Source organism: Bacteroides cellulosilyticus DSM 14838, from assembly GCF_000158035.1.
In the GTDB taxonomy this organism is placed as follows: domain Bacteria; phylum Bacteroidota; class Bacteroidia; order Bacteroidales; family Bacteroidaceae; genus Bacteroides; species Bacteroides cellulosilyticus.
In genome coordinates this window covers 821,297-836,221 of sequence record NZ_EQ973491.1, presented here as the reverse complement: position 1 = coordinate 836,221, position 14,925 = coordinate 821,297, and the positions used below count along the sequence as shown (strand labels likewise).

Here is a 14,925-nt window from a genome sequence, read left to right as displayed (position 1 = left end):
ATAGCCTTCTTTTTTTATATACCTCTTAGCCATTCCGCTTTTCATCATCTATTCTTCACCTTTCTTCACTTTTATGCGCTTTTTATTAATTAACTTGCTCACGCAATCAACGAAAATATTATATTTGCATCTATTATTTAATGTGAAAAGAAAACACACAAATTAGAAAAGTCATGAGTATAAAAGTTCGTTTGATTATCATGAACTTCCTGCAATTCTTCGTATGGGGGTCATGGTTAATTTCATTAGGAGGTTACATGGGTAGAGAACTACACTTCGAAGGAGGCCAAATCGGCGCAATCTTCGCAACCATGGGCATTGCCTCTCTAATTATGCCCGGCATCATTGGTATCATTGCCGATAAATGGTTCAATGCTGAACGTTTATACGGACTTTGCCACATTATAGGAGCCGCATGCCTTTTCTATGCCTCTACCGCTACGGGATATGACCAGATGTATTGGGCAATGTTACTCAATTTATTGGTATATATGCCTACTTTATCACTGGCCAATACAGTTTCATACAATTCACTTGAACAATATAAGTGTGATCTGATCAAGGATTTCCCACCCATTCGCGTATGGGGAACCATTGGGTTTATCTGTGCGATGTGGGCAGTAGACCTTACCGGATTCAAGAATTCAAGCGCTCAACTTTATGTAGGTGGTGCATCTGCATTAATGCTGGGCCTGTATGCTTTCACCCTGCCGGCATGTAAACCTGCCAAGACCGGAAACAAATCACTGCTTTCTTCTTTAGGGCTGGATGCATTTGTATTATTCAAAAGAAAGAAAATGGCTATTTTCTTCTTGTTTTCCATGCTTCTGGGAGCAGCGTTACAGATTACCAATACGTATGGTGACCTTTTCCTGGGTAGTTTTGCCAGTATTCCGGAATACGCAGATTCCTTTGGCGTGAAACATTCGGTTATCCTGCTATCCATCTCACAAATGTCCGAAACATTGTTTATTCTTGCCATACCTTTCTTCCTGAGACATTTCGGAATCAAGCAGGTAATGCTGATTAGTATGTTTGCATGGGTATTCCGGTTCGGATTGTTCGGCTTTGGAGATCCGGGATCCGGTTTGTGGATGTTAATCCTATCCATGATCGTTTATGGCATGGCATTCGATTTCTTCAACATTTCGGGTTCGTTGTTTGTTGAACAAGAAACCAGTTCCAATATCCGCGCCAGTGCCCAAGGATTATTCTTTATGATGACTAACGGTTTGGGCGCCATTATTGGAGGATACGCCAGCGGTGCCGTAGTAGATGCTTTCTCAGTATACGCCGACGGCAAACTGGTAAGTCGTGAGTGGCCTGAGATTTGGCTTATTTTTGCTGCTTACGCACTGGTCATCGGTATATTGTTCGCCTTGGTGTTCAAGTACAAGCACCGGCCGGAAGAAGCAGTAAATAAAAAGTAAGTAAGCAAGTGGTTGGCAGTTGCCGCCACTCGGAAAAAGATTATGGATAAAAAGAAAAAAATAGAACTGGAAGTACTAAACATCTCCAACAGTCAGGAACAGGCAGGAGCTTATGCCCTCGTATTGGGAGAAGTGGACGGTGCCCGTCAATTACCGGTTATCATCGGTGCGGCAGAAGCACAAGCGATGTTAATCAGCCTGAAGGGAATTGTTCCGCCACGCCCGTTGACCCACAACCTTTTCGCTTCATGCTTGGAAGTATTAGGGGTAAACATGATGCGTGCCCTTATCTACAGGGTAGACAACGGTGTATTCTATTCTTATATCTATCTGAAAGCAGATGATGCTATCATTCGTATGGACGCCCGTACATCAGATGCAGTCGCAATGGCTTTACGGATGAAAGCTCCGATCTTTATCTACGAAGAAATTCTGGAGTCGGAACAACTTAAAACCGGAAAGGAAAGCGAAGCGGGAAGCATAGCTCCCATGGGAGAGAATCCTTCTCCACACGAAGATGAATTCTTCCATGGAGATACAATGGAAATGCTGCAAAAAGCTTTGCAGGAAGCTATAGCTAATGAGAATTACGAACGCGCCGCCCACATTAGGGATGAAATTTCCAAACGAAAAGAACAGTAATAAACTTATGCACGTATTCTATACACCCGACATACAAACCCGTGCCGAACTTCCCGAAGAAGAAGCCCAGCACTGTGTCCGCGTACTGCGCCTTAATATCGGTGATCAGATTACGCTGACGGACGGTAAAGGTAATTTCTATCGCGCAGAAATCAGTGCCGCCACCAATAAACGTTGCATGGTAAACATCCTGGAAACCATTTATCAGGAACCTTTATGGAACGGGCATCTGCACATTGCAATGGCCCCTACCAAGAATATGGACCGTACAGAATGGTTTGCAGAAAAAGCGACTGAGATAGGCTTCGATGAACTGACTTTCCTGAACTGTCGTTTCTCTGAACGGAAAGTCATCAAAACAGAGCGTATCAGCAAGATATTGGTATCTGCCATCAAACAATCCCTCAAAGCACGTTTGCCACAACTGAACGAGATGACGGATTTCAATAAGTTCATCACACAGCCCTTCAAAGGGCAAAAGTTCATTGCGCACTGTTACGAAGGAGAAAAGCCGCTGCTGAAAGATGTGTTCCGCAAAGGAGAAGATGCACTGGTATTGATAGGTCCGGAAGGGGATTTCAGTGAAAAAGAAGTACAAAAGGCTATAGAAAACGGCTTTACTCCCATCAGTCTGGGTAAGTCGAGGCTACGCACAGAGACGGCTGCTCTGGTGGCTTGCCATACACTGAACTTGCAAAATCAATGATAATCACATTTTAATAAGAATTGTATGAAGAAAAGTTTGTTTCCCCGTTTGGCGTTGATGGCTGTAGTGGTAGCTCTTGTCAGCGCATGTTCCGAGAAGAAGTTCGAATATACGAATGTTATTCCTGCCAATGCCTCTACGGTAGTCAGTATCAACATGAAATCATTGGTTGATAAAGCAGGACTCAATGACAAGGAGAACAAAGAAGCGCAGCAAAAGCTGACGGATGCTATGAAGAGTGGCATGAATGCCGCAACATTCCAACAAGTGGAAATGATTATGAAAGATCCGAAGAAATCGGGAATCGACGTATCGGCACCTTTATACGTTTTCAATACTGAGACATTTCCCACTACTGTAATTGCAAAAGTCAGCAATGAGGACGACCTGCACGCGCTGCTGGAAACATTAGAGAAAGAGAAAGTTTGTCAGCCCCTGGCAAGTGGAGATGGCTTTCAGTTCACGCAAATGGGTAATCAGGTATTCATGGCATACACTCCTTCAGTACTTATGCTAACTAATTACAAAGGTACTACCCAACTTGAAAAAATCAAGCAAGATATTCCTGCACTGCTGAAACAGACCAATGAAAACAGTATTGTTTCAACTGCCGTTTTCAAGAAAATGCAGAAAATGGGTGGGGATATCGATGCTATGCTCTCTCCGGCAAGTCTGATAGGTCCTTACGCCAATATGATCAAAGAAAGTGATATGCCTTTTAACATGAAGGATCTGAAGATGTTGGGAAGTCTTTCTTTCGAAAAAGGTAAGATCAGCATGAAATATGAAAACTTCACTGAAAGTCCTGAACTGCAAGCCTTGTTCGATAAGCAAAAGAAAGCAACCTGCCCCATAGAGAATACTTTCCTGAAATATTTCCCGAAATCGACTCTGATGTATATCAGCGCAGGTATCAACGGAGAGGAATTCTATAACCTGCTACTGGAGAACGAGCAATTCCAAAAGAACTTCTCCATTGCCAAGGCCAATGAAGTAAAAGAGTTGTTCGGCACATTCCAGAAAGATATGGCAATGGGACTGATAAACTTCACAATGGACAATGCTCCCACTTTCCTGATGTACGCCAGTGTAAAGAGTGCGACACCCGTACAATTACTGTATGAAAAGAAGAATGAACTGGGCTTGAAACGTGGAGAAGATATCCTGAAACTGGGTGAGAACGAATATGTATATAAGTCCAGAATGCTGAATATATTCTTTGGTGTCCGCAATAATAGCTTGTATGCTACGAATGACGAAATGTTGTACAAGAGCATAGATAAAACAGTTAATCCTTCAATCAAAGATACCGAATTTGCATCTAATATCAAAGGTAAGAATGGTGCTTTCGTTATTAATACAGAAGCGGTTCTCGCTTTGCCGATTGTGAAAATGCTGTCGGAATACGGTGGTTCACAATATGCAACGGCTTTTGCTCTGGTTGATAAGATAGCTTATGTAGAAGCAACCGGCAATTCCAATAATGATGCAGACATGGTCATTCAGCTGAAAGACAAGAATGTAAATGCATTGAAACAGATCGTAAACTTCATCAAAGGGTTTGCAGGCATCTAATCCCGATAAATAATGGAAATCATTCATCTGAGGCAAACACTTCCCCAAGTGTTTGCCGACCGGGATGCCATCACATCCGACGTGTGGCATCAAGACCTTGTGCTACGAAAAGGAGAGCGTTATCTGATAGAAGCTGCTTCCGGCACAGGTAAATCTTCTCTGTGCAGCTATATCTACGGATATCGCCACGATTACCAAGGTATTATCAACTTTGATGAACGCAATATCCGCTCGCTCTCCATTCATGAGTGGGTAGAACTGCGAAAACATTCGCTGAGCATGCTGTTCCAGGAGCTGCGCATTTTCCCGGAGCTGACGGCTTTGGAAAACGTTCAGTTGAAGAACCGACTCACCAATTATAAGAAGAAAAAAGAAATCCTTGCACTTTTTGAAACACTCGGTATCGCTGAGAAAGTAAACGAGAAAGCCGGAAAGTTATCTTTCGGACAACAGCAACGTGTAGCCTTCATCCGTGCCCTCTGCCAACCGTTCGATTTCATCTTTCTGGATGAACCTATCAGCCACCTAGATGATGATAACGGCACACTTATGGGACGCATGCTGACCGAAGAAGCCGAACGGCAAGGCGCAGGAATAATTGTTACTTCCATTGGAAAACATATAGAATTAGAATATAATAAAGTGATGAAACTATAAATGATAATTTATCGGCGAGAGAATTGTTACGCGGAAGTATCTTAAATTCTCCTCCTCCGTCGGAGGAGGGGAATTGAGATAGTCAGAATAGCATAACTACGCCGCTAAATTATCATTTAACAAAAACATATAATTTCAATGAACAAGCTTGTTTGGAAACTTCTTCGCCAGCACATCAGCATCGGACAATTAAGTGGCTTTTTTCTCGCCAACATCTTCGGTATGCTGATTGTACTGTTAAGCGTGCAATTTTATAAGGATGTTCTTCCCGTCTTCACGCAGGGAGACAGTTTCATGAAGAAGGATTATATCATCGCTACCAAAAAGATCAGCACTCTTGGCAGCATTACCGGACAAAGCAATACTTTTTCCAAAGATGAAATCAAAGAACTGGAAGCACAACCTTTTACACGCAGCGTAGGCGCCTTCACACCTACCCTTTTCAAAGTGTCGGCAGGGTTGGGAATGCAACAGGCCGGTATCCGTATTTCTACGGATATGTTTTTTGAATCTGTTCCCGATGCTTTTGTCGATGTCAGCCTGGACAAGTGGCACTTTGATGAAGGTACACAAACCATACCTATCATCATTCCCCGCAATTATCTGAACCTTTACAACTTTGGTTTTGCGCAAAGCCGCAACTTGCCGAAATTATCGGAAGGTGTGATGGGACTGATACAAATGGATATCAACATGCGTGGCAACGGACGTGTAGAACAATACAAAGGAAATATCGTCGGTTTCTCCAACCGGTTGAATACCATCCTTGTGCCTCAATCTTTTATGGAGTGGGCAAATCAGAATTTCGCCCCCGAACGGGAAGCGCAACCCTCCCGCCTCATCGTGGAAGTGAAGAATCCCACAGATACAGCCATCACCGACTACTTCCAACAAAAGAACTATGAAACCGAAGGAGACAATCTGGATGCCGGAAAAACAACCTATTTCCTCCGCCTCATCACAGGCATTGTTTCGGGAGTAGGACTATTTATCAGTATCTTGTCTTTTTATATCCTGATGTTAAGTGTATTCTTGCTGCTTCAGAAGAATACGGCAAAGTTAGAAAACCTGCTATTAATAGGTTACAGTCCTTCTAAAGTCGCATTGCCCTATCATGTATTGACCGTAGGCCTGAATTTACTGGTACTGCTCCTCGCCGTCATTGGTGTAGTCTGGTTAAGATCTTACTACACCGGAGTCCTGCAAACTCTTATTCCACAACTGGAAACAGGCTCTCTTCTGCCCTGTATCCTTGCCGGAAGTATCTTATTTATAGTGGTATCCGCTTTAAACATCCTCCTGATACGAAAGAAAGTTCTCTCCATCTGGAAAGGAAACAAATGATTACTGTTTTTAGGCTCCAAGAGTAGCAACTTACATTTTTATCCATACCTTTGCGCCCGAAAAGTAAAGAGTATGATAAAACGAAAAATAACCAAAGTAATAGTAGCATGTCTCATGCTGCTATTTCTTTTATCAACAGGTATTTTCATCTTCCGGGGAAGCCTACTGCGCCATATCGCAGATAAACGCATTACCAGACTGGAACAGCGTTACGGGTTAGACATCAGTTACAACAAACTCCACATGAAGGGGTTGAATACGATCTCTATCGACGGCCTGAATGTAGTTCCACAGAAAAGAGATACATTGCTTTCCCTTCAATCTCTCAATATCCGTATCGGTCTTTGGAAACTGCTGTGGGGAGATATCAAGATCAAAGAAGTCCGTCTGGACGGACTCTCACTCAATTTCATAAAAAAAGACTCTACAGCCAACTATGATTTCCTTTTCCTGCCCTCTTCCGAAGTAACTGCCTCCAATGAAAGCAATACCAGTACCGATTACACCCGTCGCATCAATACAACATTAAATCTCCTTTTCGGCCTGTTACCCGGAAACGGTGAACTCACCCATCTTACAATCACTGAGCGGAAAGACCATAATTTCGTCAGCTTCCGTATTCCCCGCTTTGTGATTGACGACTATCATTTCCAATCAGAAATAACAGTTCTGGAAGACAGCCTGAACCAACAATGGAATATCGAAGGAGAATTTAATCCTTCGGAAAGGCGATTGCATGCAACTTTACATGCTCCACAACTGACTGTTCCTTATATCCACCGCCGATTCGGTGCAGAAGTACAGTTCGATAGTCTGACGTGCAACTTCTCACAGGAAAAAACTAACAACGGGCTTACATGTTTGGTTGGTCAGTCGGAAGTACGAGGATTGCAGGTATATCATAAGCGGTTGTCACCCGAGACGATCAACCTGGATCGCGGACAACTGGATTTCCACGTAAATGTCAGTCCGCAAGCCGTAGAACTGGACAGTACCAGCCTTGTACGTTTCAATGCACTGACCTTCCATCCTTATTTAAAGGCAGAATGTATCGGAAAAAGTACAGACAAGAAAGAGTGGCATTTTATAGCTTCTGTCCGGAAACCCTGGTTCCCTTCGGAAGAGTTGTTCGGTTCATTGCCCAAAGGACTTTTCGAAAACCTGGAAGGTCTCGGCACTACCGGACAATTAGCTTATCACTTTCTATTGGATGTGGATTTCTCTCAACTGGATAGCTTGAAGTTTGAGTCGGAACTGAAAGAAAAAGATTTCCGTATTCTCCATTATGGAAAAACGGATTTAGGTAAGATGTCCGATGAGTTTATCTATACAGCGTACGAGAACGGACAGCCCGTATACACCTTCCCAGTCGGTCCGTCATGGGAGAATTTCACACCCTTGGACAGCATTTCTCCTCTGCTGCAAATGTCTGTCATGCAGAGTGAGGACGGAGCTTTCTTCTATCACCGGGGATTCCTGCCGGATGCCATGCGAGAAGCTCTGATTCATGACCTGGAAGTTCGCAAGTTTGCCCGCGGAGGTAGCACGATTTCCATGCAATTGGTGAAGAATGTTTTCCTGAACCGTAACAAAAACATTGCCCGCAAACTGGAAGAAGCGCTTATCGTCTGGCTCATCGAAACCGAGCACCTCACTCCGAAGGCACGCATGTACGAAGTTTACCTGAACATAGCGGAATGGGGGCCTATGGTTTACGGCATCCACGAAGCGGCATCTTTCTACTTTAACAAACGCCCCTCACAGTTAAGTTTAGAAGAAAGTATTTTCCTGGCTTCTATCGTTCCTAAACCGAAACACTTCAAAAACTCATTTACGGCAGATGGGCGGCTGCAAGAAAGCCAGGAAGGCTACTTCCGCCTGATTGCGGAAAGATTAGCCAAGAAAGAAGTGATAACCGATGCACAAGCGGCACAGGTAAATATTAATAATGTGGTACTAAAAGGAGTGGCTAAATCAAGTTTCGTAAGTGAAAGTTGGCAATAAAGCAAAACGGGAGAGTAATGAGTTTTCACCACAGAGTAACACAGAGTTTCACGGAGTTCTATTCTTTTGATTTCAAATTGATTAAACTCTGTGAAACTCTGTGTTACTCTGTGGTGAATTAATTCATAACCCATCCATAATAAATAAATTCCTAAAACCTACCCCTGATGTGCCAACATATACTCCTTAGGCGACATCCCATGCACCTCCTTGAAAGAACTGGAGAAATGTGACAGATTCGTATACCCCGTAGCATAAGCTACTTCGGAAACTGTCAGTTTCTTCTCTTTCAGCAGTGCGGCAGCCTGTTGCAAACGGATATTCTTGATAAAATCACGTGCCGAAAGGTTTGTCAGTTCTTTCAGCTTCCGATGTACATGGACGCGACTTAGACCGACATTTGCCGCCAACATCTCTACATTCAGATCCGGATTGGAAAGGTTTTCATTGATAACCTTCATTATCTTGCTCATCAATATCTCATCCGCCGATTTCATGCTCAGCTTCTGCACCTTGTCCTCTTGCTGTTGCGCACCACTGAATTTACTCTTCAGCAGTTTACGGTTAGCAAGCAAGTTGGCAATCGTACTCTTCAGCAGCTCCGTATTGAAAGGCTTCACCATATAAGCATCCGCACCGGTTGCCATTCCCTCCATGGTATCTTCGGGTTTCGACTTGGCAGTCAATAAGATTACAGGCACATGATTGACATTCGTATTCTGCTTAATCTTCCGGCAAAGTGACAGACCATCCATTTCCGGCATCATAATATCGCTGATTACCAAATCAGGAGTATCTGCAAGAATAGTATCATAAGCCTCCCTGCCATTCTTCCGGGTCATTATCCGATAGTCCCCTTCCAATTCTTCTTTCAGATAAGAAAGAATCTCCTCCTCATCTTCCACTATCAATATGCGCATACGGTTCTTTGCCTTACCAGTCTTCTTGCTTTCCTCATCCTCTTCACCCTCTTCTTCTTCAAAGACTTCCTCCAAGTCCGTCTTTTCCGGTTTAACCAGCACGGCATGAGGGGTGATGAGTGCTTCCACATCTTCCAGTTCGTCCGTACGCAGATGTGCTGAACCCAAAGGAATACGGATCACGAAACGACTGCCCGGAGCATCTTCCCTGTTCTCTGCCAAGATAATGCCATGATGCAGTTCCACCAATGAACGGGACAAATGCAAACCGATACCCGTACCGAAATTCGATTTCGTCACATCATTATCTATCTGATAGAAACGCTCGAATATGCGCTCTATCTTCTCCCGGTCGAGTCCGATACCACTATCCGTGACCGTTATTTCAAAATATTCCTTCAGAGGATCGCGACGGGTAGCATCGCGCCCGGTAGAAAGCGAAACCGTAATTTCACCCTGCTCCGGTGTATACTTGAAGGCATTGGAGAAGATATTCATCAATATCTTGTCGAAGTTATTCATATCCACCCATACCTTCAACTGCGGCATAGCGTGCTCGAAGCTGAAATGTATCTTCTTCTTCCGCGCCATATAATCAAAGGTAAGCATCACATCATCAATGAAACCAACCATATCCGTTTCACGGAACTTCATGAACATCTGTCCCTTATCCAGTTTACGGATGTCCATCAACTGATTTATCAGACGAAGAATACGTTGTGCATTCCGGTAAATCATCAGATAAGTCTTTTGTACTTCCCCTCCCTTCTTTTCGGCCAACAACTTCTCCAGGGGATTAATGATCAGCGTCATCGGAGTACGTATTTCATGCGAGATGTTGATAAAGAACTGTAGCTTTGCTTCATTCAGTTGTTCGGCATGTTCGCGCTTCATGATTTCACGGCGATGGCGCATACGCGACAGGATGTAATTCACAATGCCCAATACAAGCAAGCCGAGCAGAAAAACATAAATGCAATACGCCCACCACATCTCATACCAAGGCGGAGTAATCAGAATCTTAACCGTACGTATCTCCGAAAGATTGCCGTGACTCAGTGCACGCACATGGAAAGTATATTTGCCCGGCGGAAGATTATTGTAAGTCACCCTGTTCACACCCGGCTCGGTGCTGAGCCACTGGTTGCTCAATTCCTCAATCTTATACTGATAGGATATCTGCTCCGGATTGTTATACTGCAACGTGGAGAAGATGATACTGAACGTATTATCGTAATGAGCCAGTTGGAACATATTCGCATCCGGCACAGACGTATAGATAACGGTATGCCTTCCCGAACGCGTATTTTTCCGCACAGGCTGGTTGAAGATAAAGAAGTCCGTAATCCAGACCTTGGTGTCTTTCAGCACACTCCCTATGGATAAAGGCTGGAAATAGGTAATACCATTTATACCGCCGAAATAGACTTTTCCCGCCTGATCTTTATAGAATGCGCCGTGCGTGAACTCGTTTCCCTGCAATCCGTCACCCGCATAATAATTGATGTAACGGTTGTTTTCGACATTATACTTACAGATACCCATATAGGTACTGATCCACATATTATGTTCCTCGTCTTCGCAAATTCCACAGATTACATTATTAGGCAAACCATCCGCCACCGTAAAACAGGTCAGTTCTTCGGTCTTCTTATTGAAGCGATAGAGTCCGTCCGTCGTACCTGCCCAAATATTTCCGGCATGGTCTTCCTGCAAAACATACCCTACCCGGTCTTCAATCAGAGTATTCACATTGCGGTAGTTAATGAAACTCTCATTCACCGGATTGAAGCAACTGATACCTTTATAGTGTCCCAGCCAGATCATTCCCTCACTATCACAGAAGATGTAGTTCACCCAGTCATTTGCCAGTTCATTCCGGGTCAGGTCGCCCGACTCATCTTTAGACGACTCATAATGTTTCAACTCCCTTGTCACCAGATTATAGCGGTAGAAACCCGAACCGAAAGTAGCGATATAAAGGTTCTTATGCCGGTCTTCCGTAATCGAGAAAATCTTCTCATTGTCCACCGGCAGCGGATATTCGCACTCACCGGTTCTCCGGTTTAGTTTTGCCAGTCCCCGGGTGTACGTGCCGAGCCAGAAATCTCCGTTCGTATCCTCGTACATACACATAATCGTATTAGCCATCGAACGCGGGTTATTGCCGGGCTGATAATGCCGCAGCCTCTTTCCTTCCGCATCCAGTTCAAAGATTCCCTCATTGTCCGCCCCTACCCACAGGTGACGGTTACTATCCTGGTAGATGGACATTACACATCCTTGTCCGATGGGATTATAATAAATGGACCTGTTGCCATAATACTCAAACGGATTCTCCTGCTTGGGCATCAGTACAATACCTTTCTGAAACAATCCTACCCACAGGTTCTTGTCCCGGTCTTCCATGATAGCGTGTATCTTTCCTTCCGAAAAATCCAGCGGTGCGGAATTGATACTATAATCCTCTATCTTCCCGGTCATCCGGTTGTAAGTCTTCAATCCCTGACCGTCGGTGCCTATCAACAGACGGTCGTCCACCAGTGTCAAACAATAGATGGACAGTTCCTCGCTACCCGTATAGGGAACAGGAATAAAGCGGTTCTGCTCACGATCATAACGGGACAAGCCATGCTTTTGAGTACCGATGAATAGATTCCCGTACTTATCTTCACCAATAGCCGACACATAGTTATCATTAATCACCGGATATCTGAACACACGGACTTCTTGCGTAGCGGGCAGATAGCAAATCAATCCATGCCCTTCCGTACCAATCCAGATATTATAATCAGAATCTTCGTATAAATTCGACTGGAAGTTATAATTCACTTGCCTCATGATGGCGTCAATGGACTCCGCCTGCTGCTTCTCTTCGTCCAAACGGAAAATACCCTGTCCGGTAGTTACCACCCAGATCTCACCATTATGCAATTTCTGCATCTGCGTGATGTGTGGAAAAACCCGCTTGCCCGCACGTATCATTGGAATCTCCCGGAAAGTATCCGTTTCCGAATCATACTTCATCAACCCGTCGATGCAACCTACCAGCAGATTCTGCCGGCTGTCTTCAAAAAGCGTGCGCACATAATTGTTTTTAATGGAAGTGGAGTCGCCGGATATATGCTTATAGTTGGAGAAACGAAGTCCGTCGAAACGGTTCAGTCCGTACTCAGTAGCTATCCAGATAAATCCGCGCTTATCCTGAAAAATCTGGTTGATAAGACTGCTGGACAATTCGTTGTTAGTAGAATAGAATTTACCGGTTTGTGCCGTCAAAGGCAGGACGGTCAAACATAGCAATAAGACTATAAGGAGGATTTTATTAAGAGCTGTTTTCATTGCATTTTATACTTAAAGGCAAGCAAAGATAAGAAAAACTTTCGAAATGGACAGGGAAGCCATTGCATATATGCTCTTTATCTCTTCGGCATTATACCTAAAGGGGCGGAACATTAAACCCTTTTGCCAGGAAGCCTTATACATCTATTGCAAAAGATGGCATCTTTTACATCGAAAGGTGGCATCTAATGATACAAAAGATGGCATCTTTTACAGCAAAAGATGCCACCTTTTGCATCAGCCCTCTTATTGATACGGATGAAAGGAATAAATGATATAAGTGAAAGGAATATGGGATTTATCACTTAATTCTCTATCTTTCGGACGTCAACAAACCTGGGACGTAACACCAGCGAATGATTTTGTAACACAGAGAAAAGTCATGTTACATTTAAATGTAACACAGGCTACAATTAAATATCCGCTTTTTCTTTTTATAGAATACCTTTGTCACAAACGAAAAAGCAATGTTTAACCCTTTAATCTGATAAATGCAAATATGGAAACTTGAGAATGAAAAACATGTCTTCACATCTTTATTAAGGAAAGAGAATATTATTGTTATCCAACTAAATTAATTTCAGTATGAAATGCACAAATTATTGTTTTAAGCCTTTGGGGCTTCTATTCTTATTATGCCTGATACCTCTATGGGCATTTTCACAGAATATCACTGTGAAAGGTGTGGTGAAGGACGCCACAGGAGAATCGGTTATCGGTGCGAGCGTAGTGCAGAAAGGCACCAGTAACGGTATTATTACCGACATCGACGGTAACTTTACACTGAATGTTCCATCCAACAGTACCATCGTAATTTCATTTGTGGGCTACAAGACACAAGAAATTTCTGTAGCCGGGAAGACACAAATCAATGTCACGATGAAGGAAGACACTGAGATGCTGGACGAAGTCGTTGTAGTAGGTTACGGACAGATGAAACGTTCGGACCTGACGGGTTCGGTGGTATCGGTAAATGATCAGGCCATCAAGAAGTCGGTTCCGACTTCTATCGATCAGGTATTGCAAGGCCGCGCTGCCGGTGTGCAGATTCAGGCAAACTCCGGTACACCGGGTGCATCCACCTCTATCCGCATCCGTGGTATCAACTCACTGAACGCCACCAACCAGCCTATCTTCGTGATAGACGGCGTAGTGGTGGACTCTGCTACTGACGATGAAAACAGCAACCCTTTATCAAGCATCAATCCGTCGGACATCGTATCCATGGACGTACTGAAAGATGCTTCGGCAACCGCCATCTATGGTTCGCGCGCATCCAATGGTGTCATCATGATTACTACTAAACGCGGACAGGCAGGCGAAGCAACCGTAACCTACGACGGATATGCGGGCTGGCAGGAAATGCCTAAACAACTGGATATGCTGAACCTACGACAGTATGCACAGCATCACAATGACCGCTCGGCTCTTGGTCTGGTAGAACAAAGCAGTTCTTTCGTACGCCCTGACTTACTTGGCGAAGGTACCAACTGGCAAGACGAATTGTTCAGCAAAGCCTTCATGACGAGCCATAATATCTCTGTCAGTGGCGGTAACAACAAAACCACTTATGCTTTTAGCGGCGGATTCCTCGATCAAGACGGTATTGCATTAGGGTCCAGCTTCCGACGTCTTTCCCTGCGCGCCAATATCGATACTGAAATCAAATCGTGGTTACGCGGAGGTGTAAACTTCTCGTTTGCTGAATCCAAGCAAAATGTCGGTACCGACAATAATACGATTATGAGCGCACTGATACAGCAACCTACGGTCGCCGTTACATCTCCCGATGGTTCCTTCGACGGTCCGGACGATGTGTGGATGCCTGAAAATCCCGTAGGACTTGCTTCCATACGCACCAACAATAACCGTAAAACCAACTTCCGTTTCAATACCTATCTGGAAGCAAACCTACTGAAAGGATTGACTTTCAAGACGGAATTATCAGCTGACTGGAACTTCAATAACTATTATTATTATCAGCCAGACTACCAGTTCGGTATCAAAACAAGCGACACACGTACCTCACGTTGGACCAAGACCAACACCAAATACTGGTCATGGCGCAATATCCTTACTTATAATAATACGTTTGCAGAAAAACATAACATCAACGTAATGGTAGGTCAGGAAATGTCACACTCCAACTGGGAGACACAAGTAGGTACAGCCACAGGATTCCTGAGTAATACAACTCCCGACCTGAGTGCAGGTGATGTCACCACTTCCACTACCACCGGTTCACGCGTGGTGAATTCCATCGCTTCCTTCTTCGGACGTGCCTTCTACTCTTTTGACGAACGCT

The 14,925-nt window shown here is 44.1% G+C and carries 9 protein-coding genes; 8 read left to right on the top strand and 1 reads right to left on the bottom strand.

All coding sequences use genetic code 11. From position 1 onward, the window contains the following. Positions 1-173: 173 nt before the first annotated feature. The 7 genes from BACCELL_RS15400 to BACCELL_RS15370 all read left to right on the top strand — a co-directional run bounded on the left by BACCELL_RS15400 (position 174) and on the right by BACCELL_RS15370 (position 8,358). Entirely contained in the window at positions 174-1,430 is a 1,257-nt protein-coding gene (locus BACCELL_RS15400) for a nucleoside permease (RefSeq protein ID WP_007212810.1), read from the top strand. 42 nt (positions 1,431-1,472) lie between these two features. After that, positions 1,473-2,072 (top strand): bifunctional nuclease family protein, encoded by a 600-nt coding sequence (locus BACCELL_RS15395; RefSeq protein ID WP_007212809.1) that lies wholly within the window; start codon positions 1,473-1,475, stop codon positions 2,070-2,072. A gap of 7 nt (positions 2,073-2,079) precedes the next feature. Beyond that, on the top strand, positions 2,080-2,778 hold the full coding sequence (locus BACCELL_RS15390) for a 16S rRNA (uracil(1498)-N(3))-methyltransferase (RefSeq protein ID WP_007215519.1): 699 nt from the start codon (positions 2,080-2,082) through the stop codon (positions 2,776-2,778). 24 nt (positions 2,779-2,802) lie between these two features. Continuing rightward, positions 2,803-4,353: a DUF4836 family protein gene (locus BACCELL_RS15385; RefSeq protein WP_007212807.1), complete on the top strand. Its 1,551-nt coding sequence runs from the start codon at positions 2,803-2,805 to the stop codon at positions 4,351-4,353. 12 nt (positions 4,354-4,365) lie between these two features. Next, positions 4,366-5,010 (top strand): ATP-binding cassette domain-containing protein, encoded by a 645-nt coding sequence (locus tag BACCELL_RS15380; protein WP_007212806.1) that lies wholly within the window; start codon positions 4,366-4,368, stop codon positions 5,008-5,010. A 138-nt stretch (positions 5,011-5,148) separates the two neighbouring features. Then, a complete protein-coding gene (locus BACCELL_RS15375; RefSeq protein WP_007212805.1) occupies positions 5,149-6,354 on the top strand; it encodes a hypothetical protein in 1,206 nt (401 codons plus the stop codon). Positions 6,355-6,426: 72 nt separating this feature from the next. Then, a complete protein-coding gene (locus tag BACCELL_RS15370; protein WP_007212804.1) occupies positions 6,427-8,358 on the top strand; it encodes a biosynthetic peptidoglycan transglycosylase in 1,932 nt (643 codons plus the stop codon). 158 nt (positions 8,359-8,516) lie between these two features. On the opposite strand, the gene BACCELL_RS15365 is transcribed toward BACCELL_RS15370, so the two are convergent. After that, entirely contained in the window at positions 8,517-12,620 is a 4,104-nt protein-coding gene (locus BACCELL_RS15365; RefSeq protein ID WP_007212803.1) for a hybrid sensor histidine kinase/response regulator transcription factor, read from the bottom strand. A gap of 585 nt (positions 12,621-13,205) precedes the next feature. Here BACCELL_RS15365 and BACCELL_RS15360 point away from each other — a divergent pair. Further along, on the top strand, positions 13,206-14,925 hold a 1,720-nt coding region (locus BACCELL_RS15360), incomplete at its 3' end, for a SusC/RagA family TonB-linked outer membrane protein (RefSeq protein WP_007212799.1).